Origin of the sequence: Neobacillus canaveralius (assembly GCF_047237705.1) — a bacterium.
Classification (GTDB): Bacteria; Bacillota; Bacilli; order Bacillales; family Cytobacillaceae; genus Neobacillus; species Neobacillus niacini_K.
The window spans coordinates 2,456,450-2,483,384 of record NZ_JBDFLL010000001.1 but is presented as its reverse complement, the minus strand read 5'-3'; the positions used below and the strand labels follow the sequence as shown (position 1 = coordinate 2,483,384).

Genomic DNA, 26,935 nt, shown 5'->3' with positions numbered 1-26,935 from the left:
AATCCTCCTTATATGGAAAGTTGTTTTGTAGGACTCCCCATATAGTTTCTTAGAAAAATAGTTACCAAACTTAGTATCAATGATAGGAATCCCACCAAAACGACGTATTGTGTACCCAGCTCTGATAAGAAAAATCCGCCTATAGCAGCGCCAAATGTTGTCCCTAGATTAGCAGCTGTTAAAAATAAGCCATTTGCGAAATCAGGAGCTTCGGGAGCTGAAGACGTAATCCAATATTGATTAATATTACCTCCTATTCCAGCTAAAATTCCCCAAAATAAGGTAATAAAAATCATTGGGACGGTAAATTGTCCAAAATAGAATAATATGACGTAAACAACTCCCAATACAAAAGGAAAAGTCACTACAGATTTGATTGCATTTTTAGTAAGTAACTTCCCTGCAACAATGCTGCCAATAATATTGGCCCCGCCGTATACGAATAATATTAAACTAATAGAATTCGAAGACATATTCGTAACTGTTTTCAGATAATCAGCAAGATAACTATAAACTCCAAATACGGCAGAATTTAATAAAATGACAGTCACAATGGAAAGCCCTGTAATTGATTTTTTTAATACAGATAATTGAGTTCCGTAAGAAAGTCTTTCCTCAATCGGCATAGAGGGCACAAATAGTACCGTAGCAATGAATGCTACAACATTAACAACAGCAAAGAAGACCATTGCCATTTGTAATGAAACTGCGCTAGCAATAAAACTAGCGACTGGTACACCGACTACCATTCCTGCAGATACTCCAATGAATACTTTAGAAACAGCTTTCGGAGCTTCTTCTTTACTTACAGAGGCGACAGCTACAGAAAAAGCCAAAGAACAATAAATAGGATGAAAAAAGGCTGGAATCATACGAGCCATTAATAGAATGGTAAAGTTAGATGTAAATATGGATACGATGTTCCCCAAAACAAAAACTCCTAGTACAAGTAACATGACCTTCTTCCGATTAATCCCTGAAAATAATAAAGGCATCGTTGGGCCAGATACTGCAACAACAAGGGCAAAGAAACTCACCAGCCATCCTGCTTTAGATACACTGACATCAAAGTGATCAGCAATATCAGGTAGTATCCCAATAACCCCCATTTCGGTATTTAAAATGCCGAAGACTCCGATCGTTAATATAAAAATCAATAAATTATTTCGTTTTCTCAAAAAAACAACTCCTATCTTCAGCTTTTAATCGACTTTTGCTTTGTTTTTTTCGTGTTTAACCAAAAATCGATCTTTGTTATTTATTCTAATATATTCCTTGCATATAGCAATTACTTATATCTCATATCAAGATATGCTTGATGGGCATATCTAGATTATATATACTAATTATTATAAAGGAGGAGAAGTATATGGAATTAAGAGTTTTACGCTATTTTCTTACTGTTGCAAGAGAAGGAAGCATGACGGCTGCCGCTAATTTTTTACATGTTACACAACCAACCTTGTCAAGACAATTAAAAGACCTTGAAGAAGAATTAGGAAAAAAACTATTTATTCGCAGCAGTCACAGTATCATTCTTACAGAAGAAGGAATGCTCCTTCGAAACAGAGCTGAAGAAATCGTTAATATGGTCGATAAATTAGAGTCAGAATTTAGTTCTATGGAGGAAACAATAAGTGGTGATGTTTACATCGGTGGTGGGGAAACAGATGCAATAAGACAGATTGCACGGGTAGTAAAAGATTTACAGTTACGTTATCCAAATATACGGTATCACCTCTACAGCGGAAACGAAGACGATGTGACTGATAGACTTGATAAGGGATTGCTTGACTTTGGCATTTTAATTCAACCAGCAGACTTATCAAAATACAATTATAACAATATCCCTGCCAAGGATGTTTGGGGAGTTGTGATGAGGAAAGACAGCCCTCTTGCTTTCAAAGATACCATTCAAACAGTTGATTTATTAAATGTTCCGCTCATCTGTTCACGACAGGCTATGAAACAGACATTTTCTAAAAATGAATTTGCGGATTGGTTTGGTGAAGATTTTGATAAATTAAACGTTGTGACTACATACAATCTTGCCTATAATGCTGCCATTATGGTGGATGAGGGCATTGGTTATGCCATAACCCTTGATAAAATAGTGAATACGTCTAGTGAAAGTAACCTTTGTTTTAGACCACTTGAGCCAAGGCTTGAATCGGGTTTAAATATTGTTTGGAAAAAGCATCAGGTCTTTTCTGCGGCTGCTGATATGTTTTTAAAAGAAATGCAGGTTAAATTTTCAAATCCTTGAACCGACGGCCTTATTCTTCCTATCGTAGTAGCTAATTTAATATTCATTTGTGGGTTATTAGCTCATCATGTAACTAATTAACTTTTTTTGAAGAGAAAGAATGAAACTAGCTTTTTAGAAGCATTCTATATTTTGTATAGCAAACTGACTATTAAAACTATAAATGAGGTGGATGAATAATGGCCAATGAGAACACAGACTCACCCAATAAAATTAAATATAGTATATGGAATACACGAACGGACGAACCTATACCTGAAATCAAAGATAAAATCGTTGAATCCATTGACAAACCTATCCTTAAATCAAAAAGGTCAGACAATCGTGATTAATTAAATTGTCTTATAAGCTATAAGCAAAGCCCTCTTCACAAGCTTCCCTTTTATAAAAAAAAGAGCTGCATAGTTGCAGCCCTCTTTACTTACCCCATATTATCCGCTGGAAATCGAATCTTTACCGTTGTTGAAAAAATAAAATACATTTGACATGACACCTTTTGGTGTTATAATGAAAAACGCAAATCAAAAGGTGTTACCAATTAAATTTCTTTAGGAGGAAAAAGGAATGGACAAGCAAGGACAAGAAATGTTTTTAAATTTTATTTTACAAAGGGTTCAAGAGGGCAAGGAGGATGAAGCAAAAGAAATACTTACAGAAAACTTCAGAAAACAAGCTGAAGGCACTTTCTCACAAGAAGATATTCAAGTGTTTATCCCTAAGATGATTAGTCTATTAAAACCAGAAAAACTAGAGGAAGTACAAGCAGTTGTGAAGCAATTTTCCGGAGAATTCGGATATAAATAAGGTCATCCAATCTAAACACGATGTTTTCCAACATTATTGGAAAGATAAGCTCTCAGCTCTTAAAAGATTGGTAGAGGAAGACAATGATTCGTTATAAGAGAACCAAGATTGTGTTATTTAACAATATTGGTTCTCTTATTTTTGTTTTATAGTCCTTTTTTCAACTAGCCTAATCCTTTATAGAAGGCATTTCTCAGCCGCCTTCTATACTCATTACTTTCCGTGCTCTGTAACAATAGGTATCTTAATCGTTTTATTATAAAAATCAATCTTCGGAGTTAAGTCATATGATTTCTTTAAAAATTCAATTACCCCTACACTGGTAATGCTAAAGCGAGCTATATATTCATCCTTATGATCAATAATTACAAATTCATCTTTGTTTTTAAATAAGGCAAAATTAAATTGCATGATGATTTTCCAATTGTGAACTAAATCGTATATTTCTAAAGGGATGATTTGTTCATCCTCTATTTTGTCTTCGTTCGACTTTTGTTTTTGTTTACTTTTATTCCTCACCTATGGGTTCTTCTCCTCTCTCTTCAACTCATTTAAATAAATTATGATTGGTTTTGCATCAGAGTGTGGATGTTTGTACAAAAAGTAAAAAAAAGAGTCTATAAATACGCTCCGCAGAGTCGTTTACTTGTAGTGCCGACGTTTCTTTTCAAACGTATCGCTAATATTTCTTAACTCCATGGTAAATGTCCAATCGATTCTTGTCTTTAGAAATATATATAAAAAGAATATTATTCGGATCATCCTAAAGGTGGTGAAAACATGGGCTTTGGATTCGGCTGTGGCGGATATGGCTATGGTGGTGGCTATAACGGCAGTAGCTTTGTACTGATCGTTGTATTGTTCATTCTGCTGATTATCGTACTTTCCAGTTGGTGTTAATGTTCAAACCTGCATTATTAGTAAAATCTGGAGGTGATATACATGAGTGAAGGAAGAGGATTTGGATCAGGATTTGCATTAATTGTTGTATTGTTCATTCTCCTAATCATTGTCGGAGCTTCTTTTATGGGTTACTAATTTGTACGAAAAAAAATGACAGGTTATGTTCACCTAGCCCCTTTGTCATATAGACTTCTGAAAGGAAAGGAGGGTGAATGCAGTGCCATTTTTTGGATTTGACCGAAGAGATCGTTTTTTTCGTGACGACTTTAGAAGAAGACTGTTTTTCCCTTTTGTATTTGTATTTGATATAGATAGAGGAAGACGTTTTAAATTCGACAGAGAAAGAAGAAGAAGACGTAGGTTCTATTAATAAGTATGATCAATATTTCCAGATGGAATGGGGTAAGAACAGCTGCCAACATACGCAGCTGTTCTTATTGAGTTACAAAACTGGTTGAAAACAACGGGAATTTAGAGGTACCCCATCACTTTTTTACTTTTATATTCTTAGGTATAATCCTCCAGAACATAGGGTCTTCTAAGCCTAGCCGCCAAATCCCGATTCCTCGTAAGTTGTATTTTTCTACAAGATCTAGCTTAAACCGCAGACTATAGCTATTTTCAAACCAAGCCTGGTGGCTATGTTGTTCTTTATCTATGTAATTGAAATGAGGTGTTTGCGAACGGGAGTCCCATATTTCCTTAGCTTTATATTTCGTTTTCTGATCCATTAACTGTGCATAGGAGCTATACGAGGCTTTGTTTGTTGTTGTATCCCAGTCCCATCCATAACCAGCGATACCAAGTAAAATCTTTGATGATGGCACTCCATGTTTCAAAGCATAACGAATCGTTGCTTCTGTCCAATCGACTGATGCTGTTGACCCAGGTTTTGTTCTGGGATTGTGTTCATCGTATGTCATAATCATTAATCCATCTGAATATAGACCAAGTTTTTCGTAATCAAACCACGGTGACCAGGGATTAGCACGGGAATCACCTGTGTTTGCCGGGACTGATACAGTAACTACTTTTCCATCACGGTGCAATGCATCAGACAGTTTTTTTATCATCAGACTAAAGGAATCCCGGTCAGTCAAATTCAAATTTTCCATGTCAATATTAATACCGTCATATTTAAACTGATTCATTTCATTGCGTAAGTTCTGAATGAAAACATTGCGGTTACTATCGTTAATGAGTACATTACTCGCTACCTGCTTGCCCTTCTCCACGGTTTCATAAAAGAGATTATGTACAACCATATATACCTTGAGGTGTTTTTCATGAGCACTCTGAATAACCATTTTTTTATGATCTGCTGTAACCGAATCAATAAGATTGCCTGGTCGCTTATCATCGAGCTTATACCAAAAGGGTGCAATAATGCTCAAATTGGCGAATTGCAAGTTCACTGTTGGTTGCGACCCTGGATACGTTCCCTCCTGCTCTGTATAGAAACCTAAAACTTCACGAGGAGTATTATTCTTATAAGATTCCTCTTTTCTTTGTATCTGACTACAGGAAGACGTTAGTAATAATGCCATGCTTACAGAAATGATGGTGAACGACAAATAACAATTTTTCGCCATAATACACCTTCTTCAACTTTGTATATTTCTTAAGTTGATAAGAAATGTTGTATCTTATTCACGAATTGCCTTCCGCCCATATATTTAGTCATAAAAAACACCCCAAAAGTCAGATTTCACATCTAACTTTCGGGGTTAAGTACACTTTTGGGACACTTTTTAAAATACCATTAAAACATACAATTGTCGCAGCTTACATTGTGCTAGTATCAATCACAAAACGATACTTCACATCTGAAGCTAAAACGCGTTTATATGCTTCGTCAATTTGATCGGCCGTGATCACTTCGATATTAGGTACAATGTTATGTTCTGCACAGAAATTCAACATCTCCTGAGTCTCACGGATGCCTCCAATCATTGAACCTGCAAATGAACGGCGATGACCGATGAGAGAGAAAACATTTAAAGACAATGGCTCTGCAGGCGCACCGACATTTACTAGCGTACCATCCAGCGCTAACAGAGAGAGATAAGCACTAATATCGATCTTTGCACTTACCGTGTTAATGATTAAATCAAATGTACCGGCAAGCTTCTCGAATGTTTCAGGGTTGCTTGTGGCATAGTAGTGGTCTGCGCCAAATTGCAAGCCATCTTCCTTTTTACTCAATGTTTGTGATAGAACGGTCACTTCTGCACCCATGGCGTGTGCAATCTTAACAGCCATATGACCAAGACCGCCCATACCAACAACTGCCACTTTCTTACCTGGTCCTGCTCCCCAATGGTTTAATGGTGAATAGGTGGTAATACCTGCACAAAGTAATGGTGCTGCAGCGTCAAGCTCGATGCTGTCAGGAATTCTGACTACAAAGTCCTCAGTAACAACTATGTGGGTTGAATAGCCACCTTGAGTTGGCTCGCCGTACTTGTCAACACCGGCGTATGTAGGAACATTTCCGTTAAGACAGTATTGTTCCTCTCCTTTACGGCAATTCTCACAATCGCCACAGGAGTCAACCATACATCCAACCCCTACCCTGTCACCGACCTTGTACTTTGTGACCTCTGCTCCTACTTCGGTCACAATTCCAGCAATCTCATGACCTGGCACGAGTGGATAGTTCACGGGCCCCCACTCGCCATGAGCAGTATGGATATCAGAATGGCAGATGCCAGCAAATTTAATTTCAATTAGAACATCATGTAAATCAAGATCGCGTCGTTTAATTTCAGCAACTCGAAAGTGTTTGTCTGGGCCGTCTACAGCTCGTGCTTTAGCAGTTATCATAAATATAACCTCCAAGTAATCTATATTTTTTCAAGAGGATACGCTTGTTCAGGGTTCAATTACCCTCTATTTCATTGGTACCCTACTTTTTCTCTTGCAAATCAATATTAATCCTTAGAGTTAACTCTAGGTCAATACCTATTTTTAAAAAATACTAATTCTTTTAAATGTTAATGTACCATTTGACATTTTGCCTACAACATGATAAATTTCCTTCATTCATAGAGTTAACTCGAAGTCTATATTTATAAGAATTGGAGATAAATAATGAAGACATACACAATTAGCGAAGTTGCAAAAGAATTGAATCTTACCGTATATACCTTGCGTTATTACGATAAGGAGGGACTTATGCCTTTTGTAGAACGGACACCCAACGGAACACGGCAATTTAAAGAATCCGATATCGACGCTTTAAAAATAATTGAATGTCTAAAATCCACCGCAATGCCCATTAAGGAGATAAAAAATTTCATTGATTGGTGTTCTGAAGGAGATTCCACGTTGCAACAAAGATACGACATGTTTATGGATCGAAAAGCTATTGTAGAAGCACAGATAGAAGAACTAAAAAAACAAATGGAAGTCATCGAGCATAAATGCTTATATTATAAGACTGCTTTGGAAACAGGAACGGAAGCTATTCATAAAGACAATAAAATGGCAATTTCCACTCCTTAAAAATTAATAGAAAAAAAAGGAACATACCGTTTCTTTTTTATAATGCCAGGATAAAATCAACCGGAAAAAGTCGAATTCCTTTAAGGATCCGACTTTTTTTAAATGGTTTTCTTCTTATTATAAAAATTGATTATTATCTATTTTGTTGGAATAATTGCTTCCTTTAACCTGTTTTAGTGTGGCTACGATAAGAAAGCTAACAATCACTAATAATAACCATGAACTCACCTTTCCAAGATGAACCAGACTCCATGCTTCTGTTTGGTTTGGATATTCCCAAGCCCCAAAGAACGTTGCAATATTTTCTGCTATCCATATAAAAAATCCAATGAGTACAAAAGATAGTGCCAGTGGCATACGGTATCGAATTCCACCAACCTTGTATGTGACCCATGATTGCCAAAAGACAAGCATGACAAGAGCTGATAAATACCAACGAACATCAATCCAATAATGGTGAGTGAAAAAATTTAAATAAATCGCAGCTGCAAGTGGTACGACGATCAAAAACGGTGGCCACTTTACTAGTTCAACCTTTAACCTTCTCCATGCCTGACAAAGATAGCTCGCTACACTGGCATACATGAATCCGCTATACAAAGGCACTCCAAAGATTTTAAAATATCCTTCCTCTGGATACGACCAGGATCCCATGTGTGTCTTGAAAAGTTCAAGCGTAATTCCAATAAGGTGGAACAAGGAAATAACCTTCAGTTCATCACGAGTTTCAAGTCCAGAACGCACCATCCACCACTGCATTATAAGGCAAATGATGAGCAGCCAATCATATCGTGGCAGTAAAGGAAGCGGTATAATTTGCGTTATAGCCAAAGAGGCAAAAATAACAACAGGAAACACACAAGATAAAGCCTGCTCCCAACCAAAACGAACTAGTTGTTTTAGTGCTCTCATGATCTTTCCTCCAAAGTTTCTATAAAAATCTTACGGGGTTTCCTCATCACTTCTGTATTCTAAAATATCTCCGGGTTGACAATCTAATGCCTTACAAATCGCCTCTAACGTTGCAAATCGAACCGCCTTAGCCTTTCCATTTTTCAATATAGATAGGTTCGCCATTGTGATTCCAACTCTTTCCGAAAGTTCTGTTACACTCATTTTCCTTTTAGCTAGCATCACATCAATATTGATTATAATTGCCATCGTTATCACCTCAGACCGTTAAGTCATTTTCAGATTTTATATCAATCGCTTCTTTTAAAAGTCTTTGAAGAACAGCAGCAAAGACGGCGATTACTATTGCAGCAAAGACAGGAACCATTCCGATTATGATGAGACCCGGTGCGTCGTCTAGCTCTGCTACGAGAAAAACAAATGGCAATATGATCACATACAAAACACTAATTGTGATTGCACAGATTTTGATATTCTTAAGAGCTTTAACAGACAAATCAGAGAAAGCTTGGTTTTTGTCAATATAGCTTAAAAGTTTAAAAGCCTGAACCAATGCTCCAAAAAACGGTATCACTGATACATACATACCGATTACGATTGGATATAGTATATGGGCATATTCTGGATTTGCTGGATTTTTAGGTAACCACGTTAACCCGAATATACCCAAAGCAAGAACTGGAGTTCCAATAAGAAAAACAGCCATTCTTAAAAATAATGTTGACCCTATTTTCATAAAAAGCACCTCACTAATTTATTTTCTATTTGATATTATCACGATGTTTATCGTTTTGCAATAAATTTTTATCATATTTTACGACATTATTATTGTTAATATCCATGAAAAAAGCATTTCTCATGACAAAGAAATGCTCTTTAACTGTAACTATTAAATTTATAACCTGTCTTTCGATTTTTTATAAGCTTTACTTCTCGTTGTTACCCCTTATATGCTTTCTGTAATTCTGCAAGATCAAATTTCTTCATTTTAAGAAATGCTTTTGTTAGACGACCCTTTTGCTCTGGTGTGCCCTTGCTCATCATCTCATCCATCTCACTTGGTACAATTTGCCAGGATACGCCATATTGATCTTTCAGCCAGCCGCATTGCTCTGCTTCAGGAACAGCAGAGAGCCTTTCCCAGTAGTAATCAATCTCTTCTTGTGTGTCGCAGTACACCATAAATGAGATTGCCTCGTTAAAATTGAATTGATGCTTGTGCGCACTATCCATTGCGGCAAACCACTGATTTTCTAAGCTAAAATCAGCGAACATCACTGTTCCTTCTTTATCAGGTTCCATGCCATTAGAGTATCGGACGATATGTCCCAGCTTTGCGTTTTTAAATACTGATAAATAAAAATTAATCGCCTCTTCTGTTTTGCCGCATTGATCTCCCACGAACAAAAGTGACGGCACGATTGTAGGTCGCTCTTCTCCATCTGGATTGGTAAGCATTAATTGCCAGGATAAACCATATTTATCCTGAATCCAGCCAAACTTCTCACTGAACGGATACTTATCAAGTGGCATTAACGGAGTGCCACCATCGGACAATTTGTTCCAAACATCATTAAGTTTTTCACTTGCGTCATTTTCACGTGATGGGTCAAAATTGACGATAAAGGACACAGATGGATTGATTTTGAAATACGGGCCTGCGCTGATTGCCATGAACTTTTGCCCCCAAAGCTCAAAAGTGACGATATGAGAGTCGCCTGATGGTGTGTCATGGAGCGTTGTTACAGCCGTAATTTTTGAGTCCGGGAATATGGATGCGTAAAACTCGGCTGCTTCTTTAGCCTCCTTTTCGTACCATAAATGCGGAACAATTTTCTGTTTTAAAATTGACATAGGTAGTTCTCCTTTATTTTCTATTAATTTTTAGACATTATGAGTATGACCAATTTCCGAGTGTAAGTAATCATTTGACTTCCTTGTTCAACTATTTTACTTTTCTCTCCTTATTTTTTTCATAATATACTAGACGTGCAAGTACCCAAAATAGTTTCGTTTTCATTACAATTAAAGCTTAGGACTAATTTTACATAAATTTTACGAGCAAATCCTGATAGAATAATAAAGATATCTATATTAGCATGAGTCCAAATTAGAATTAATGTAAAGGGGGAAAGATAGGAATGACAGACGTAAAGGATTGGAAAAATGGTGCCCACGGGCATAAATTTATAGCTTCTTTTAGTGGAGGAAAGGATAGTGTCTTAGCACTCTATAAAGCTATGAAGGTTGGAGAAGCAGTTGGTCTTATTGTCATGCTAGAGGAAGAAGGGAAACGTTCCAGATCCCATGGAATGCCTCCTGCGCTCATCGAAGCCCAGGCTAAATCGATAGGCTTGCCAGTATATACGGCAGCTGCAAGCTGGACAGATTATGAACCTGTATTTATGAGTCTTTTAACAAAAGCAAAATTCCAAGGAGCAGAAGTGTTAGTAACTGGAGACTTGGATATACCTGCTCATGGCTGTTGGCATGAAAAAGTTTCGAACAATGCTGGATTAAAGCTTGGAATGCCTTTATGGGAAATGAATCACCGTAAAGCTGTAGAAGAATTCATAAACCTAGGATTTACAACAATCGTTGTAACGGTTAATTTATCATTGGGAATGAGAGAAGATGACTTAGGGCGAACATTTACCCATGAATACATTAAGGAACTTGAAGCACGTGGTATTGACCCCTGTGGAGAAGGTGGAGAATTTCATACTACAGTTATAGATGGACCCATATTTAAACACCCAATTCCAGTTCGTAAGGGTGAGATTATTAAGAACGGAGAATATGCCTTCTTGCCTCTGGAGCTTAATCAGATTCAGCTGGATGAATTTTGTTCCTGACTCATTGAACAATTAAAAAACCTTAGTCCGCATTTAAAGGGCTAAGGCTTTTCCTAAGTTGGTTTATATTAATCTAGTAGAACGGGCCGACAGCCACGGATCAATCGCAAAGGCAAACTGGCCAGTTAAGCAAAGGGATACATGCCCAGCCTCCACATGCTGATAGGTTTTATCTTCACTTGAAATAAGGTCCATGATAGGGAGGCTTTGTGATTCTAACACTAATTCATCCCTGGTGGAGGTAATTACCAAGGTACTGCATTTAATATTGGTTAAATCCACTTTCTGACCGCCAATCTTCATTTCACCTTTTACAAGCTTGTTATCTTTATATAATTCATTCATCATTTGCTTAAATGCTGCACCTGAAAATGTAACGGCATCCTTCATCCATTTGTCCATACTCCGCCACTTATCAACATACTTTTGATCGTTTCCACGGGTGACCAGATTTACGGTTGGTCCAATGTTAAATCCTTGAAGCGCCATAAAAATTGCATATAAAAACTCTGATGGAATGACTTCGTAAGCCTCTGCAAACCGGTCAAAATTTAGTGTACCATTTTGGAGTGCTTTAACCCATTTATTAGGAACAATAGCGTTGCTGTAGTCAATTGGAACTGCGGCAAGGACGAGATTTTTGATTGGCAAATCTGTTAGTGATGTTAACATTGCCGAAAGCATTCCACCAATACAATAACCTACCAAAGATATTTCTTTTGCCCCTGAATGCCTTAAAGCTCTTTTTACCGCAACTTCCAAATAGTCAATAAGATAGTTATCTAAAGTGAGATCCTTGTCCTCCAACCCAGGTGAACCCCAATCTAGCAAATAGACATCATAACCCTGTTTTGTAAGATTTCCAACGACACTTCCTTCTTCAGAGATATCAAGAATATACGCTTTATTTAATAAAGAATACACCAAAAACAAGGGCGTGCTATACTTCTTCTCTGGAGCAGCGTGATACCACAAAACAGATTTACCTTTTTTCCAGACTGCTTTTCTAGGTGTTGATTCAATATCAGGCTTCGGTTCGCTCAAAACTTTATAAATAGTATTCCACCGCTTCTTCTCACTTTCAAGATTAAGAACCGGGATATTTACTAGTGATTTAACCGCCATCATCTATTCTCCTTCACCTTTATTTGGCTGCTAAAACTGGTTCCTTTTTTTTATCTTTCTGCAAAAGCTTCTTCATCTCTTCAAATTCATTTTTCATTTCAGATAATGCAGCAAGCTCCTGAGACGCTTTTTGCCATTCAAAATGGATATGTTTGGTGAATTCTAGTATTTCTCCAAGCACCTTATTTTGCTCTTGTGTTGCTAACGCAAAACTATCTTGTAAATTCCAGATTTGCTCTTCAAGAATATCTATCTTTTCCTCTGCTTGCATGGTTTGTTTGACTGCATTAGCTACATCATTTTTTGTTGGTAGATTCATATAATTCGCCATTAATTCTCGGTTTCTTTTTAACAACTCGATGTATCTAGAATTCGCCTCAATGCCCAACTTCGTCACTTGTATTAATGGGTTGTTATTAATGGATTGAAATAATAAGCCATTTAATCCCTTTTCCAACATCCCACTTATTTGCCTAAAAGAATCATAAGGGTTCATTTCTGACATGTTCTCTCACCTCTGTTTAATATTTGTTAACTACAACGCTCTTTTTCGCTGTATAAATCTATTCTCCTTCCTAATGAATGAATACTCATTCACTACTAATTACCTGTATTTTACATCGGAAAATAGTTACTTACAATAGAAGAAATTGAAGATTCTAAGAATAAATAAAAGATTTTCATCGACTTTCGCTAAATGTTTTCTTTATAAAGTTACCTATCTCTTTCACAGCCTTTTTCGCTTCAGGTAATCCGGCACTGATTTGCCATACATGCCACATACCCTTCCAAACTTTGAAATGAACCTTCACCCCTGCCTGACGTGCTTTATGCGTCAGCATTTCTGCGTCACTTAACAGTATCTCAATACTACCCGTCTGGATAAACATTGGCGGAAATCCACTAAGGTCTGCAAAAACAGGAGAAATTAGATGATTGTCGAGAGACTCTTCTCCCGCATATTGCTGAGCCGTTTTTCGAACAAGATCGGACCTCAAATACGGATCTTTCTTGCTGTTTTCCCTGTAGCTTTTTCCAGAGCTTGTTAAGTCAACCCAAGGGGACAAACATACTAATGCTGCAGGAAGCGGTTCATATTGATCTCTAAGCACATGCGTGGCAGCCACGGATAAACCTCCTCCCGCTGAATCACCGGCAAAGATGATATTCGAAGAGTCATAGCCCTGCTTAAGAAGCCATCGATAGACAGTGAGAGTATCTTCAATCGCTGCAGGAAATGGGTGTTCAGGTGCAAGTCGATATTCCGGCAGGAGGACTCTAACACCTGAATCGATCATGATATTCGCAGCCAATGTTCGATGGGTATCCGCGGAACAATAAAGGTACCCTCCTCCGTGCAAGTAAAGAATGACCTTTCCTTCCACACTTTGATTGTTGGAGATCCACTCTGCGTAAATTCCTTCGATTTCAATGTGTTCCACCTTACATTCCTTCGGGAGCTTGGAGAACTTCCGTGCAAACGAATCAATGACCTGCCTGCCTTCACTCACTTCCTTTTCTTCCAATTTCAGTTTTTTTGCACCAGCTTTAATGCCTTTTTTAAAAAAATAACTACTAATACTAGGCAAAACAATCCTCCCCTTTTCTGACTTCAACCACACCAAAAATGGCTTCTACATTAGTGAATAGTTCATTTTCATCTAACTGTTCTTACTCCTAATTTTACCAAAATGTGTTATCACGCGAATATTCACTTTTGACAATTTTTCGTATTAATAATTAATTACTTAATTCAAGTCCAAGTCATTTAACAATTTCTTTAATTGAATTAACTCCTCTTTTGACAAGGTAATCCCTTTGCCCATTTTCTCATGGTTTTGGTCCCAATCACGTAAATCATATTTTGGCTCTCGGTCATTCCAACTGATGAGGTTTAGTTCCTTGTTCCATCCCTTTGCACCTTCTGAAATTATTCCAATCGTTTCTTTTATTTCATATTTCAAATTTGCCATGATTGCACCCCTCTTATTTTCTATAAATTAATCTTCCCTTTTAAAAAAACAAAATGTAAAAGGGCTTTCCAAAGGAAGCCCTTTTTGTTTTCTTCACTATTAGATAATATTAGCCGCTTAAACGCGTTTAAGTAATAAAGTAATTAACAATAAAAAATTAATGGAGGTGAAAGTCTACGATGATACTATCCTCCATGCCGATCTCCTTCAAATAGGTGACAATCTCCTGGTGTGCCGGATGAGGGCCATAGTTGTCCAATGAAGCTTTGTCTTCAAATCTTACCGCTAATCCGATTTCATACCCCTGACTTCTGTTTGAAAAATTAAAGCCCTGTTGGATGTCCAGAATACCAGGAATCACATTTTTTAACTGTAAGGTCCTGCGAATAAGTTCTTCCTTTTGTTCCTTCGTGGTTTCCGGTGAAAATTTTATTAAGACAATATGTTCTACCATTATTGAACTCCAACTTTTCGGTTTAGCATATCTTTATCAAAGCCAGCAATTTGCTTGTACTTATTCGCTATTTCTTCTAATTCACGCCGGGAAATGACATCATGTAGATTCACAAAACCCTTCGGAGCCCGTTCTTCTACAATTTGCATAACTTCTTCAGGACCATTCTTACGATTTGCAAAAACAATCTTGGATGTAGGTTCTAGTCTCGCATCTTCATAAGCTATCAATGCCATTTCGGCATTTGGCTGCTCCAAGATGGCTTGTCCTATAGCATCTGCATCGAGAATCGCCTGTGAAGCACCATTGGATCCAATTGGATACATAGGGTGGGCTGCATCTCCAAGTAACGTTACTCGGTCAAACGTCCATTGAGGCAGAGGATCTCGATCAACCATCGGGAATTCAAATACCGTATCCGTTTCCGCAATTAATTTTGGCACATTGAGCCAGCCAAAATCCCACGATGAAAAAGCTGGAGCAAATTTCTCTTTGTCGATTTTCTTGTTCCAATCCGCGCGGGACGGCATTTCATCCTGGACTGTCAGCTCTGCAATCCAGTTAACGAGAGAACGTCCTTTTGCAGCAGTGTCAGGACACACCGGATATGCGACAAATTTTTGGTCTTGGTAACCGGCCATAATCATCGATTTACCTGTTAAAAATGGAGTAGACTCTGTCAAACCACGCCATAAAATCCGACGGCTAAATTTCGGTAATCCTTCATCTGGATAGTAGAATTTCCGTACAGTTGAATGGATGCCATCGGCTGCAATCAAAATATCAGCACTATACGATCCTAACCTTTCCCCTGTCTTTCGATTTTCAAACTGCGCTGTTACTTTGTCACCCATCAACTGAAAAGATTTTAAATGATGTCCAGTATATACAGCATTTTCTCCCAATTGTTTTTTAACGGCGTTAAGAAGCAGCATTTGCAGACGTCCTCGATGTATCGAGTATTGTGGCCACTGGTATCCAGCGTCTATTCCCCTCGGTTCCTGCCAAATATTTTTCCCGAATTTATTTACATAAATGAGTTCTGCTGTTCGTACACCTACTTGATCAAGTTCATCGGCTAAACCTAATTCAGTCAAAACTTTAACCGCATGGGGTAGAAGATTAATCCCTACTCCGAGTGCAGTAATATTTTCCACACTTTCAAAGACTCGCACTGACACGCCAACGCGATGAAGCCGAAGAGCAGTCGTGAGCCCTCCAATGCCCCCTCCAACAATGATTGCACTTTTAACTTTAGACAAATCCATCCCTCCAAGAAGCAAAAGATATTAAAATTGATTTTTGTCAAATGATTTTAAACTATTCTTAATTTTACAACAGTAGACAAATATTTCAACAATAATATTATTGTCTTCGAACTTTGGCATCAGCCAATAGGTACCAACTCTTACTCTGTTAAAAAATAATTCTTATAAAAATATCTGATATTTTTAAAAAATGATGGTCATTTTTATCTATTGTGTTATATAATAACTATAAATAACAAAACTGTTATATAACATTAAGAAAAGGGGTATTGGAGATGAATAAAACAGATTCAATCGCACGGAGAATTCTAGGTTGGAAGTTAAATCGTTGGGATCGCTGGTTTGATTACGAAAAAGGTATTTTCATTCACGATTCTGAATTTCAGCCTGAGCAAAACCTTGAACATGCTATGTTAATCGTTAAAAGGCTGGAGGAATTCGGGTTTACTTTTTCAACAGCAGGAGAATCTGAGGTCAGCTTCAATAACATCCGTGCGAAAGGTGAAACATTAGCACAAGCCATTACCAATGCTGCTTATTCGATCATTGAACAACACTCCGTGGCAAACACTACTAGAATCTGGAGCACCTTGTGCTAACACGTTTGTAAAATTCCTCCATTATTAAATAACAATCTACTAAAGTCTGTACCTATGATAAAATCTAGAAAGATATCATACACACCTGAGAGGAATACAACAACGATGATATACGTTTGGGCGATAATAATAAGTGCTGTAGTAACGATACTTTTTGATATGGTTTATTCCAAAATTCAACATGAGCGGGAAATAGAAAAATCATGGCAAGCGTTGAATGATCAGCTTGAACGTGAAGGTAGACCTCGTTTAGATCAGATGGATCGTGAGGATGAAGGAAAATAAGAACTACAATAATCCCAAGACTTAAATGACTTGGGATTATTTATTTTTTGATTGAATTAATTTAAATAAGTTCATTAGCGATTAAAATATAGGAATTCATTTTAGCTTGAAAATCATAAATATTCGTAATAATCATGAATTCATTAGTGTGGTATTTTTCACTCAACAGTAGAAGTTCAGTTTTGACCATCTGAGGTGTACCAATAATCATTCTTCTTCTATTTTGCTGGATCTTCATTCGTTCATCAGCAGTTAAGGAGATTGTCTTTGCCTCTTCGACGGATGGTATCCTAGTATCGATTCCTCTTTCAACACCTAGCAGCCATAAATCCTGACTCACCGCTAATTCTTCTGCTTCTTCTTGGGTTTTAGCACATACAACAAATATACAAACATTCGTTTTAGGTTTTTGTAAAAAAGGCGATGGCTGAAAATGAGTGTAATAATAGTCCATGGCCCGTACACCATTATCCGGAGTAATGAAATGTCCATATGTAAATGCAGTCCCATGTTCCGCAGCCATCCTTGCCCCTCGATGCGTGATGCCCAGCATCCACATCTCCGGTAAACTGTCTATAGCAGGATAGGCATTAACATCATGAAAACTGTGCTCATTGGGTAGTTGATTAAGCAAAAATCCCTGTAAATCTTGAACCTGTCTGGGGAATTCATTCAGGCTTTTGCGCAGCCCGTCGGTTAACGCCATCCGAGTACTTGGGGAACCTCCAGGCGAACGCCCGATTCCGGCATCGATTCTGTGTGGAAATAGTGCTTCTAATACCTTGAAGTTCTCAGCAATTTTATATGGGCTATACTGCGGGAGCAACACACCGCCTGAACCCACCCGAATTTTACTAGTATTTGAAGCGATATGAGATATCAAGATTTCCGGTGAGGAACCAGCGATTCCATTTGTATTATGATGTTCAGCTACCCAGAACCGTGTATAGCCCAACTCTTCTGTTACTTGAGCAAGTTTTACCGTATTTTGTAAAGCAGTGCTTGCGGAATCCCCTTTACTAATGACTGATTGGTCGAGAACACTTAATTTCAATGAATCCCCTCCACCATTTTAGTTTTTTTTAGTCAAAAAACGTGCCTTAAGATAATAAGAAACCCCATCTTCATCACATGTGAATTCAGTAACATCATCGGTGATTTCTTTAATGCGATCAGGAGCATTTTTCATGGCTACCGAATAATGAACAAGTCTCAGCATTGGCAGGTCATTATCACTATCGCCTATTGCCATTGTTTCTGTCTCTGACAAATTAAATTGTTTTAACATTTGCTGAATCCCTGTTGCCTTATTCACGTTAGCTACCATGACCTCGACGTTATGATTAGACGAAATCGAGGTGGTAAAGTCTATTTCCTTCTTTAATTGTTCTAGTTCTTCTTTCCAACGATTGATATGTTCCTTTGACTTAGCAAAGAAATAGAATTTAGAAAATTCATGTCCAACAATTTCATCCACCCACATAATTTTCTCTTTAATCGCTTCTTTCCTGGAAAGCCACTCATTGATGCCGACACTTTCGGGCTTTGGTTCTGTTATTTCATTTTCAACATAATTTTGATCCTGTTTTAATGTGATACGGTCATATCCATATGGAAATAATTCGTAATAGACTTTGTTTTCCCTTGCTCTTTTAATTACTTCCTCCACCAGGTTAAGCGGAAGTGAATGTTTAAAGATTACCTCATCCCCCACATATCCGGCCATTCCATTGGAAGTTACAACTCCATCTACTTCAAAACCTGCCGGAACAATTTCCTCGATTTCATCAAACGCTCTGCCCGTTGCAATAAAAACATAAATTCCCTGATTGCGCAGCTGATCAATGACATCCTTCGTATGTACACTTACCTGATTATGATGATTTAAGATTGTGCCATCCATGTCTAAAAAGATCGCCTTTGGTTTAAATTCCATCTGTGTTTCCCCCTGTGATCTGAAAAAAGTTCATTAAGTAAGTATACACTTTGGCAATACCCGAAACAATTTAGAAACACATAACTGCTACAAACAAAAAATGAGTAAGGATGGAAGTCCCTACTCTTCAGCAAACATTTTATTTAACCAGCATTTCGGCATTTTCAGTTTTGATCTGTCTATTTTTCCAGTTTCGTAACCATGCAATAATTTTATCTTTTAATTCAGAATCAATAGGATGTTTTAGTGATTTTTTATTGTTGTTCATGATTTTGCTAATGCTGTATTCCACATCAGTTTTCCGAAGCATATGTGTCATATCTTGAATAATATGTGTTTCACACTCACCTTGAACCAGTGATTTGATTTTATCTAAATCGCTAACCTTTACGTTTACATCCTTTGTACCCGTTATAGCTAGAACAGAACAAGTGACTTTCTGTAGAGGTTTTGATACATCAAATTGAATATGCTCTCGATTCCATTTCGCGTTAATTTTTTTCCCTTTATACTTTATAACAGGCGCGTCCGTGCCAAGTAGTGCCTGTATTAAGTCTTCATTCATTTTTGTAATCTTTCGATCAACTTTTAAAAATCGAATTAACCATCCTTGAAATCCTTTTACAGATCTTACATCCTTGATTATTTCCTCGCGTTGCCAAGTCATCGTTTCTGCTAAAGGTTCAGCCGTGCCTGCAAGAAGAATCATCCCATCTACAGGGACTTTTTCATTCACGAATGGTGTGATAATACTTCCTTCACTGTGTCCTAGTAAAATCACATTCTCAGAGTCTATGTTTGGATGCTGTTTAGCAAATTCTACTACCGCCTGTGCATCGTTGATTAAATCGTGCACTCCCGTTTCGTAATAGTCCCCTTTACTCGCACCTACGCCTCTTTTATCATAACGAATGCTAGCAAAACCTTCTGCCACAACCAAATCGCTTAATTCTTTAAAAATATTCATCGGCATTCCTTTAGCATTCGAATCTCGATCTATAGGACCACTTCCGTGGACCATAACAACCAAAGGGTATTTTTCAATTACTCCTTCTGGGATAGTTAAAGTTGCCGCTAACGGATATTCTCCCTCTATCATCACTTCCATCTCTTTACCCATCACTCTCATCGCCCTTATTCATATATTTGATAATCTAAAGATATAACGTCTAGGTTAGCAAAATCGTTCAAAGTTTTTTAAATATATTTTTTTATTAGTATATTCAGATAAAGCAGCTATTATGTGGAAGCCATTGATTGTCTTTTGTAAAAAAATCACAAAAAAAACTACCAAATTGTAATACAATTTAGTAGTCTTTTAAAGGTGTGCTGCCATTTCTAAATGCTCTTTGCATTTGTGGCTACAGTTGATATTTTTCGTTTCTTTATCATTTGGCGAACATTGGAGATGCTGAAGATTACTAAAGCAATCCAGATGCATGAAAAAGTAACCGCATGGTCCTTCGTAAACGACTCTCCGTAAATAAGCACTCCAAGCAGTAAACTGATAGTCGGAGCAATATATTGTAAGAAGCCCACTAGGTAGAGTGGAATTTTTTGTGCTCCAATCCCAAACCATAAAAGCGGCAGTGCTGTAGCGATACCCGATCCTAGTAAAAATAAATCATTTTTAAGAGACCCAGTTGCGAAGCTATGCTGACCATTTACACCTAAATATGCTAAAAACATTAAAGCAAACGGTACAATAAACAATGTTTCCAGCAGCAAGCCTAAAATGGAGTCTACTTTTATTAGTTTCTTTGACAGCCCATAAAAACCAAAGGATAAGGCTAAAATTAGTGCAATCCATGGGAAAGTTCCAAGCGACAGCGTCATATAGACTACACCGATTCCGGCCACTACAAATGAGACTGCCTGCCATACATTCATCTTTTCACCTAATACAAAAACCCCTAACAATACGGCGACAAGCGGATTGATAAAGTAGCCTAAACTTGCCTCCACGATATGGTTCGTATTCACAGCAAATATATAAACAAACCAATTAATACTAATTAATACTGAAGCAAGAAAAAGTCCAAGCAAAGTATTTTTTTGTTTCATTTGAACTTGAAAAAAGTTTTTTAATAGTTTCCGCTTCAAAATGCCTACGATCAGTAAAACGAAAATAAACGACCAAATGACTCGATGAGCCAAAATTTCAAGCGCTGAAACTTGGTCTATAAATTTCCAGTAAATCGGTAAAACTCCCCAAAATATATACGCACCGGCAGTAAAATAAATACCTTTTGTATTCTCACGTTCCATATCTTTTTTTCACCCAGTTTCTGTTTTATCGAAGTTGTAAACACGCCTTTATAAAAAGCACATGTAATTATATCACACTATTCTTTTTATGCCAGGATTATAACACTTCTTCAATACTGTAGACTTACCATTACCAATGATTCATTAACAGGCAGTATCTTCATGCCAAAGCCAATCTAAAGGAAAGCCCTTCTTAATTTATGAAGAATACTTCATAATCTTTTTATAAAATACAAATCATAATCATTACGTTTTATATTGACAGAAAATTTAAAGCATAGTATATTCATAAATGCATAAAAAGGAACCATTACGATTTATAAAGTTCCTTTTTAAATAATTTACGAAAGGTGATAAATATGAGGACGATTTTGTCAACTGATATTTCTTCTTTAAAGTACCAGGAAAAAACATAAGTCATAATTGTTATTATTTTATTAAAAAGGAAAAGGAGAGTTTTATTTATGAAAAAAGATCTTATAAAATCAATGGTTGCGTTTTCCTTATTAGGTCCAATGCTGGCAGGGTGCCAAGAAAAAGTAGATACACCTGTTAAAAATACTTCTTCTGAATCTAAAGAAAGTACCGTGCATTCCCATAATCATAACCATATACATAGTCACGATGATGAAAAAAACCAAAAGATATATTCAGGGCTATTCCAAGAGGACGAAGTTGAAGATAGAGAATTATCAGATTGGGAAGGAGATTGGCAATCAGTCTATCCATTTTTATTAGATGGAAGTTTAGATAAGGTCTTACAGAAAAAATTCGAAACAAACAAAGATAAAACTCTTCAAGAGTACAAAGAATATTATAAAGTTGGGTATGAAACTGACATTGTGCGAATCGTTATAAATGATAATACGATCACTTTTTATAAAAATGGAGAAAGAAAAACAGGAGAATATAAGTATCATGGATACGAAATTTTAACTTATGAATCTGGAAATAAAGGAGTTCGTTATCTTTTTGATTTAGTTGGAGAAGTAAACGGGTTGCCAAAACATGTTCAATTCAGTGATCATATTATTTATCCAACAAAATCAGAACATTACCATATTTATTTTGGGGATGAAGAGCATGACACTCTTTTAAATGAATTAGAGAATTGGCCAACTTATTATCCTTCTAATTTAAGTGGTAATGAAATAGCAGAAGAAATGAATGCACATTAATCATTAATGGCCATGCTGAATGGAGACGCATTCTTCATTTCAATATCAAAGAAAATACATGACCCGTTATGTTATGGAAACACTAGATGAATATGTAGAATCACGATATCATGAAGGAGGAAGAGGTTTTGGAACATACGTGGCTTTCTCTTTTACCATTTATCATTGTTATTGCCATGTCCATCTGGCTAAAAAATATCTTACCGGGTCTAGTCGTTGGACTTGTGGTTGGTTCTTTGATTTTCACATCAGATTTATTAGATGGAACGATTCAAAGTGTTTCCTATATGGTCACCACCCTGTCGGATGAGACCAATATAAAAATCATCGGGTTTCTCTACTTGTTTGGCGGGCTGGTGGGAATGATGAACATTTCTGGAGGGATTAAAGGTTTTTCAGAATGGGTTGGGACGAAGATAAAAAATGAACGCGGACTGCTTGGATTGATTTGGCTTACCCTCCCATTTACCTTTATGATGCCGATGTTCCGGATCATGATGATTGGACCTGTCGTCAAATCCCTAGCTAAGAAAATGAATGTCTCGAAGCAAAAAGTTGGACTGACGATGGACATTTCGACGGAATCCGTAATCGTCCTCCTACCGGTCGCAACCGCATTTGTTGGTTTCATGGTTTCTTTGGTGGAAGGCAGTATTCGGGAGTTGGATTTTGGTATGTCGCCCTATGAAGTATTCTTACTAAGTATTCTGTTTAACTTTTTTGCCATTACCACGCTGATCATTGGATTGATTCAAACCTTTTGGAATCGCGGTAAAAAGGGTTCGAGTGTAAAAGGTGTTCAAGAGCAACTAGAAGAGGAAGAGCATGAATTTCACCGAATTGGTATAAAAAAGGAATTGTCGATGGTAAAAGCGCAGCCGTGGAACTTGATTGTGCCAGTCTTTTTACTTTTAGGGTTATCACTGTTTTTATTGTGGCAGGACGGTAGGAGTAAAGGTGCAAAAACCGTATTCGATGCCTTTTCTATCGCAGATGCCACCTTTGTCATGTTATTAGCGGTTTTTATCACACTGATCCTATCGTTGATTTTTTATATTATTAGAAAGCAACATCTTAGTGAGCTATTGTATCACTTTTATGATGGCGGGAATCAGATGATGGAGGCCATTAGTTTGCTCGTGTTGATTTGGTCATTAACCCTTTCAGCTGAGGACCTGGGTTTTTCTAACTTCATTAGTTCGACTTTAGGTGCATTTCTACCAGCTTGGTTAACTCCAGCAACGATCTTCCTGCTCGGCTCTGTGGTAGGCTACTTTATTGGATCCTCGTGGGGAACATGGGGATTATTTATGCCGTTGGGCGTTAGTTTAGCGGTCTCTACAGGCGCGTCTATCCCATTAACCGTAGGGGCTGTATTTGCTAGTGGAGCCTTCGGGGCACTTGCCTCACCTTTAGGAGATACCACGATTACGACCGCTTCCATCATGGACTTGCCGATTGTCGAATATGCGCGATATAAATTGAAGGTTTCTGTAATAGGCGGCGTCATATCCATAGCCTTCTATCTGGCTGCGGCATTCTTTATATGACTTAAGAAAAGACTTGGTATGGCGGGTGAAATGCACTTGCCATTTCCTTTTTATGTTGTGTAAACTAGCGCTATTTTTTTGACGGACGTGATAGCAACAAGCTAAATAGATTTTTCGGGTTCTGAAAGACAAATCTCAGAGGTTTCTAAAGAAGTCTTAAGGACAAATCTCACTATGCTACTTAAAGATTTGTCCTTCATACATGGTCTTAAGGACAAATCTCACTATGCTACTTAAAGATTTGTCCTTCATACATGGTCTTAAGGACAAATCTCACTATGCTACTTAAAGATTTGTCCTTCATACTGGGTCTTAAGGACAAATCTCACTATGCTACTTTAAGATTTGTCCTTCATACATGGTCTTAAGGACAAATCTCACTATGCTACTTTAAGATTTGTCCTTCATACTGGGTCTTAAGGACAAATCTCACTATGCTACTTTAAGATTTGTCCTTCATACTGGGTCTTAAGGACAAATCTCACTATGCTACTCAAAGATTTGTCCTTCATACTGGGCCTTAAGGACAAATCTCACTATGCTACTTAAAGATTTGTCCTTCATACATGGTCTTAAGGACAAATCTCACTATGCTACTTAAAGATTTGTCCTTCATACTGGGCCTTAAGGACAAATCTCACTATTCTTCTCAAAGATTTGTCCTTCATACAGGGAAAAGTCAAACAATCTAAAAAAACCACTCAGCGTGGTTTTTTTAATCTTGCATTGCTCCTGCCTCTCGGGAAGTCATTGCACCTTGTCCCTGGCTTACATCTTTTTGAATTTCTTGTTTTACCTTTTGTGGATCAGTTCCAGCAAATTCTGGCTTCATAATCGAACCTATATTCTTTTTAGCTTGTTGGTTAGATTGCATTATAGTCCTCCTCCATTATTGTGTACTCTCTTATTATTTGCATAACACCAACAAAATTAATCTATCTTATCCCGAAACAAATCAATATATAAGTTTCCTTTTGTCCCTACGACGGCATACGAGATGTCTTTAACAGACAGGTTTCTTTTGGTAAGCTCACCCATTAACCATTCCTCATCGTAAGTGTGTTTCAATAAGTTATCGTATAAGATATTCCCATCATAAACCAACTCTATTGGTACAGTTTCTGCATTGGGCAGTATACGTAAATCCTGCTTGGTGATATTTTGGTATGGTGTTTTTTTTAATACAGAGAGTGAGCCATTTACCTCTAAAATAGCACACTCCACCTCATCTAAGTTGAAGATATCTTTTCCTCGCAAAGCCTGTTTAAGGGAATCTAATGAATACCCCATTCGTTCCATTGTGTCTACAAGAATTTGGCCTTTTTGAATCAAAGTAGCCGGTTCTCCCGCAATCCATTTTCGGAAGCGGTGATTTCGGACTGCAACAAGATTCAACATATAAACGATGCTGCCCATTATACAAATGGAAATAATATAATACATGAATTTAATTTTTATATTGAATGCTAGATTTCCTGCAATTGTCCCCATTGTAATTGATGCGATGTAAAGGTGATAGGTCTTCTGAGCAATTGTCTGTTTACCGAGGAGCTGGACAAATACCCATAATAAAATAAAAGCCGTAAAGGTTCGAAAAATAATTTCAACCGATTCTAACATCGTTGTTTCTCCCCTTTTTAAATCCATAAAGTTCATTTCTAATAGTTTGTTCATAAAACAAGCTCATTATAAAAAGTAAAAAGCCCAGTTCACTTAACTGAGCTATTTCTCCTGGGATATCTGGGGTAAAAAAATAACAAATTCAGTCCCAATATCCTTCTCACTGTTCACTTGTATTTTACCTTTGAACGAACGTATGATTTGAAAACTGACCATCATTCCCAGTCCTGTCCCACTTTCCTTTAAGGAATAATAAGGAGATCCAAGCCTATCAATTTGCTTTTTTGTCATTCCAATTCCTTGATCCTTAATGGTAATCTTAATATACCGATCATCCGTTGAAGTACATGTAATCCAAACCGTTCCGCCGTTCGGCATTGACTCTATCGCATTCTTCAAAATATTAATTAAAGACTGGTTTAATTTTTGAGGATTAGCGTATATCCAACAGTTTTCTTGAATATCAGTTTTAATCTCAACATTACGGTTGAAGGTGAAGCTTTGAATAATATTTACTACACGCAATATCTGATAACCTATGTTGACTCTTTCCTTATCATGAATGGATGGTTTTCCAAAAGATAAGAAATCATTAATAATTTCATTTGCACGGTCTAATTCTTCAAGGGATATTTGGATATATTCTTTCTTTTTCTCAGGCAAGTCAGGCTCATTCAGAAGTTGCAGAAAGCCACGGGTCGCTTGCATTGGGTTTCTAATTTCATGAGCGAAAACACTGGTTAACTCTCCTATAACACGTAATTTTTCCGAATTTTGCATTTCTAAGCGCAGCTGGTGTATTTCTCTTATTGCTTCAATTAACATAGTGAAGCACCAAGTGACTACGACTGCAAAGAAAAGATGAATAATCGGAACTGTAAGATATTCCTTGGAAAAACCTCTTAAAACACCTAACAACGTTAAGCCAATCAGACAGTAATAAAAGGAAAGACCCACAGCAATTTTAACTCTCATATCTTTTTTCGAACTGGCAAATGATTTTTGAAAATACACCATTACGGGTAGGGATAACAGTAAAACAAGAACTGTGTTATAGAAACCTATATCAAAGCCAAAAGAAAGTCGATAAAAGATGATAAGTGCTGATAGGAAGATTCCTGGCAAAAATCCGCCATATAACGTTCCTAACAATAGAGGAATTATTCTTAACTCTAAACGAGCATTTTGACCAAAAACCACTGGAAAGGACATGCATGCTATGATTGATATTCCCCATAAAATGGTCATTATTAAATTTCTATTTTTATCATTCTTTACCCGCTCTGTAATAAATGTATAGTGAATAAATATGGGTATTAACATAAACGTAAGCTGCAGCAAGAAATCCTTTATTATACTCATTTTCGTTACCTTTCATATCTCTTCAGTATCTGAAGCCTGCAATAATCATGTTCTATATGTTTATACCTGT

At 37.1% G+C, this 26,935-nt stretch carries 32 protein-coding genes; 11 read left to right on the top strand and 21 right to left on the bottom strand.

Annotation, left to right across the window (positions count from 1 at the left end; genetic code table 11):
• Window positions 1–8: 8 nt before the first annotated feature.
• A complete protein-coding gene (locus ABC255_RS12785) occupies window positions 9–1,178 on the bottom strand; it encodes an MFS transporter (RefSeq protein ID WP_412993961.1) in 1,170 nt (389 codons plus the stop codon).
• A gap of 191 nt (window positions 1,179–1,369) precedes the next feature.
• On the opposite strand from ABC255_RS12785, the gene ABC255_RS12780 reads away from it, so the two are divergent.
• The 3 genes from ABC255_RS12780 to ABC255_RS12770 all read left to right on the top strand — a co-directional run bounded on the left by ABC255_RS12780 (window position 1,370) and on the right by ABC255_RS12770 (window position 3,070).
• A complete protein-coding gene (locus ABC255_RS12780; protein WP_412993959.1) occupies window positions 1,370–2,266 on the top strand; it encodes a LysR family transcriptional regulator in 897 nt (298 codons plus the stop codon).
• Window positions 2,267–2,445: 179 nt separating this feature from the next.
• Window positions 2,446–2,598, top strand: a complete 153-nt coding sequence (locus ABC255_RS12775) for a hypothetical protein (RefSeq protein ID WP_412993957.1) — start codon at window positions 2,446–2,448, stop codon at window positions 2,596–2,598.
• A 232-nt stretch (window positions 2,599–2,830) separates the two neighbouring features.
• Window positions 2,831–3,070 (top strand): hypothetical protein, encoded by a 240-nt coding sequence (locus tag ABC255_RS12770; protein WP_412993956.1) that lies wholly within the window; start codon window positions 2,831–2,833, stop codon window positions 3,068–3,070.
• 213 nt (window positions 3,071–3,283) lie between these two features.
• Here the strand turns inward: ABC255_RS12770 and ABC255_RS12765 are convergent, their stop codons facing one another.
• Window positions 3,284–3,589 carry a hypothetical protein gene (locus ABC255_RS12765; RefSeq protein WP_412993954.1) on the bottom strand — a complete coding sequence of 102 codons (306 nt, stop codon included), beginning with the start codon at window positions 3,587–3,589 and terminating at the stop codon, window positions 3,284–3,286.
• Window positions 3,590–3,850: 261 nt separating this feature from the next.
• Here ABC255_RS12765 and ABC255_RS12760 point away from each other — a divergent pair, with 261 nt between their 5' ends.
• Together ABC255_RS12760 and ABC255_RS12755 are read left to right on the top strand one after the other, a co-directional pair.
• Window positions 3,851–3,970, top strand: a complete 120-nt coding sequence (locus ABC255_RS12760) for a YjcZ family sporulation protein (protein WP_335529144.1) — start codon at window positions 3,851–3,853, stop codon at window positions 3,968–3,970.
• A gap of 42 nt (window positions 3,971–4,012) precedes the next feature.
• Window positions 4,013–4,108: a YjcZ family sporulation protein gene (locus tag ABC255_RS12755; protein WP_412993952.1), complete on the top strand. Its 96-nt coding sequence runs from the start codon at window positions 4,013–4,015 to the stop codon at window positions 4,106–4,108.
• 350 nt (window positions 4,109–4,458) lie between these two features.
• Here ABC255_RS12755 and ABC255_RS12750 read toward each other — a convergent pair whose 3' ends face one another.
• Both ABC255_RS12750 and ABC255_RS12745 read right to left on the bottom strand, forming a co-directional pair.
• Window positions 4,459–5,565 (bottom strand): glycosyl hydrolase family 18 protein, encoded by a 1,107-nt coding sequence (locus ABC255_RS12750; protein WP_412993950.1) that lies wholly within the window; start codon window positions 5,563–5,565, stop codon window positions 4,459–4,461.
• Between the two features lie 193 nt (window positions 5,566–5,758).
• The gene (locus tag ABC255_RS12745) at window positions 5,759–6,799 is read right to left on the bottom strand and encodes an NAD(P)-dependent alcohol dehydrogenase (RefSeq protein ID WP_412993949.1); all 1,041 of its coding nucleotides are present in this window, start codon (window positions 6,797–6,799) and stop codon (window positions 5,759–5,761) included.
• Window positions 6,800–7,066: 267 nt separating this feature from the next.
• On the opposite strand from ABC255_RS12745, the gene ABC255_RS12740 reads away from it, so the two are divergent.
• Window positions 7,067–7,480, top strand: coding sequence for a MerR family transcriptional regulator (locus ABC255_RS12740; RefSeq protein ID WP_335529154.1), 414 nt, complete (start codon window positions 7,067–7,069; stop codon window positions 7,478–7,480).
• A 117-nt stretch (window positions 7,481–7,597) separates the two neighbouring features.
• On the opposite strand, the gene ABC255_RS12735 is transcribed toward ABC255_RS12740, so the two are convergent.
• From ABC255_RS12735 to ABC255_RS12720, 4 genes are all read right to left on the bottom strand, one after another.
• Window positions 7,598–8,392, bottom strand: coding sequence for a DUF817 domain-containing protein (locus ABC255_RS12735; RefSeq protein ID WP_412993947.1), 795 nt, complete (start codon window positions 8,390–8,392; stop codon window positions 7,598–7,600).
• Between the two features lie 30 nt (window positions 8,393–8,422).
• The gene (locus tag ABC255_RS12730; protein WP_179600770.1) at window positions 8,423–8,641 is read right to left on the bottom strand and encodes a helix-turn-helix domain-containing protein; all 219 of its coding nucleotides are present in this window, start codon (window positions 8,639–8,641) and stop codon (window positions 8,423–8,425) included.
• 10 nt (window positions 8,642–8,651) lie between these two features.
• Window positions 8,652–9,128 carry a DUF2975 domain-containing protein gene (locus ABC255_RS12725; RefSeq protein WP_412993946.1) on the bottom strand — a complete coding sequence of 159 codons (477 nt, stop codon included), beginning with the start codon at window positions 9,126–9,128 and terminating at the stop codon, window positions 8,652–8,654.
• 203 nt (window positions 9,129–9,331) lie between these two features.
• Window positions 9,332–10,246 carry a VOC family protein gene (locus tag ABC255_RS12720; protein ID WP_412993944.1) on the bottom strand — a complete coding sequence of 305 codons (915 nt, stop codon included), beginning with the start codon at window positions 10,244–10,246 and terminating at the stop codon, window positions 9,332–9,334.
• A gap of 287 nt (window positions 10,247–10,533) precedes the next feature.
• Here ABC255_RS12720 and ABC255_RS12715 point away from each other — a divergent pair, with 287 nt between their 5' ends.
• Window positions 10,534–11,247 (top strand): Dph6-related ATP pyrophosphatase, encoded by a 714-nt coding sequence (locus ABC255_RS12715; RefSeq protein WP_412993942.1) that lies wholly within the window; start codon window positions 10,534–10,536, stop codon window positions 11,245–11,247.
• A gap of 63 nt (window positions 11,248–11,310) precedes the next feature.
• On the opposite strand, the gene ABC255_RS12710 is transcribed toward ABC255_RS12715, so the two are convergent.
• The 6 genes from ABC255_RS12710 to ABC255_RS12685 form a co-directional block, all read right to left on the bottom strand.
• The gene (locus ABC255_RS12710; RefSeq protein ID WP_412993941.1) at window positions 11,311–12,372 is read right to left on the bottom strand and encodes an alpha/beta fold hydrolase; all 1,062 of its coding nucleotides are present in this window, start codon (window positions 12,370–12,372) and stop codon (window positions 11,311–11,313) included.
• Between the two features lie 19 nt (window positions 12,373–12,391).
• Window positions 12,392–12,877 (bottom strand): polyhydroxyalkanoate biosynthesis repressor PhaR, encoded by a 486-nt coding sequence (locus ABC255_RS12705; RefSeq protein ID WP_412993939.1) that lies wholly within the window; start codon window positions 12,875–12,877, stop codon window positions 12,392–12,394.
• Window positions 12,878–13,052: 175 nt separating this feature from the next.
• Window positions 13,053–13,961: an alpha/beta hydrolase gene (locus ABC255_RS12700; RefSeq protein WP_412993937.1), complete on the bottom strand. Its 909-nt coding sequence runs from the start codon at window positions 13,959–13,961 to the stop codon at window positions 13,053–13,055.
• A 159-nt stretch (window positions 13,962–14,120) separates the two neighbouring features.
• The gene (locus ABC255_RS12695; protein WP_412993936.1) at window positions 14,121–14,345 is read right to left on the bottom strand and encodes a YdbC family protein; all 225 of its coding nucleotides are present in this window, start codon (window positions 14,343–14,345) and stop codon (window positions 14,121–14,123) included.
• A gap of 157 nt (window positions 14,346–14,502) precedes the next feature.
• Window positions 14,503–14,799 carry a Dabb family protein gene (locus ABC255_RS12690; RefSeq protein ID WP_412993934.1) on the bottom strand — a complete coding sequence of 99 codons (297 nt, stop codon included), beginning with the start codon at window positions 14,797–14,799 and terminating at the stop codon, window positions 14,503–14,505.
• Entirely contained in the window at window positions 14,799–16,061 is a 1,263-nt protein-coding gene (locus tag ABC255_RS12685) for a flavin-dependent oxidoreductase (RefSeq protein ID WP_412993933.1), read from the bottom strand. Before ABC255_RS12685 ends, ABC255_RS12690 begins: the two co-directional genes overlap by 1 nt.
• 281 nt (window positions 16,062–16,342) lie before the next feature.
• Between ABC255_RS12685 and ABC255_RS12680 the strand changes: the two genes are divergently transcribed.
• Both ABC255_RS12680 and ABC255_RS12675 read left to right on the top strand, forming a co-directional pair.
• Complete coding sequence (locus tag ABC255_RS12680; protein ID WP_412993931.1) at window positions 16,343–16,666, top strand: BC1872 family protein; 324 nt, start codon at window positions 16,343–16,345, stop codon at window positions 16,664–16,666.
• A gap of 105 nt (window positions 16,667–16,771) precedes the next feature.
• Entirely contained in the window at window positions 16,772–16,951 is a 180-nt protein-coding gene (locus tag ABC255_RS12675; protein WP_412993929.1) for a hypothetical protein, read from the top strand.
• Window positions 16,952–17,012: 61 nt separating this feature from the next.
• Here ABC255_RS12675 and ABC255_RS12670 read toward each other — a convergent pair whose 3' ends face one another.
• From ABC255_RS12670 to rarD, 4 genes are all read right to left on the bottom strand, one after another.
• Entirely contained in the window at window positions 17,013–18,005 is a 993-nt protein-coding gene (locus ABC255_RS12670) for an LLM class flavin-dependent oxidoreductase (protein ID WP_412993928.1), read from the bottom strand.
• 18 nt (window positions 18,006–18,023) lie between these two features.
• The gene (locus tag ABC255_RS12665; protein WP_412993926.1) at window positions 18,024–18,887 is read right to left on the bottom strand and encodes an HAD family hydrolase; all 864 of its coding nucleotides are present in this window, start codon (window positions 18,885–18,887) and stop codon (window positions 18,024–18,026) included.
• Window positions 18,888–19,026: 139 nt separating this feature from the next.
• Window positions 19,027–20,007 (bottom strand): alpha/beta hydrolase family protein, encoded by a 981-nt coding sequence (locus tag ABC255_RS12660; RefSeq protein WP_412993924.1) that lies wholly within the window; start codon window positions 20,005–20,007, stop codon window positions 19,027–19,029.
• Window positions 20,008–20,225: 218 nt separating this feature from the next.
• Window positions 20,226–21,155, bottom strand: coding sequence for an EamA family transporter RarD (rarD, locus tag ABC255_RS12655; RefSeq protein ID WP_412993922.1), 930 nt, complete (start codon window positions 21,153–21,155; stop codon window positions 20,226–20,228).
• 464 nt (window positions 21,156–21,619) lie between these two features.
• Here rarD and ABC255_RS12650 point away from each other — a divergent pair, with 464 nt between their 5' ends.
• The gene (locus tag ABC255_RS12650; RefSeq protein ID WP_412993921.1) at window positions 21,620–22,333 is read left to right on the top strand and encodes a metal-binding protein ZinT; all 714 of its coding nucleotides are present in this window, start codon (window positions 21,620–21,622) and stop codon (window positions 22,331–22,333) included.
• A 128-nt stretch (window positions 22,334–22,461) separates the two neighbouring features.
• Complete coding sequence (locus tag ABC255_RS12645) at window positions 22,462–23,883, top strand: Na+/H+ antiporter NhaC family protein (RefSeq protein ID WP_412993919.1); 1,422 nt, start codon at window positions 22,462–22,464, stop codon at window positions 23,881–23,883.
• A gap of 715 nt (window positions 23,884–24,598) precedes the next feature.
• On the opposite strand, the gene ABC255_RS12640 is transcribed toward ABC255_RS12645, so the two are convergent.
• Genes ABC255_RS12640 through ABC255_RS12630 form a run of 3 tightly spaced genes read right to left on the bottom strand, consistent with a single transcriptional unit; the run spans window position 24,599 to window position 26,865 of the window.
• Entirely contained in the window at window positions 24,599–24,757 is a 159-nt protein-coding gene (locus tag ABC255_RS12640; protein ID WP_335529216.1) for a hypothetical protein, read from the bottom strand.
• 56 nt (window positions 24,758–24,813) lie between these two features.
• Entirely contained in the window at window positions 24,814–25,557 is a 744-nt protein-coding gene (locus tag ABC255_RS12635; RefSeq protein ID WP_412993917.1) for a DUF421 domain-containing protein, read from the bottom strand.
• A gap of 48 nt (window positions 25,558–25,605) precedes the next feature.
• Window positions 25,606–26,865 carry an ATP-binding protein gene (locus tag ABC255_RS12630; RefSeq protein WP_412993915.1) on the bottom strand — a complete coding sequence of 420 codons (1,260 nt, stop codon included), beginning with the start codon at window positions 26,863–26,865 and terminating at the stop codon, window positions 25,606–25,608.
• Between the last annotated feature and the right edge of the window lie 70 nt (window positions 26,866–26,935).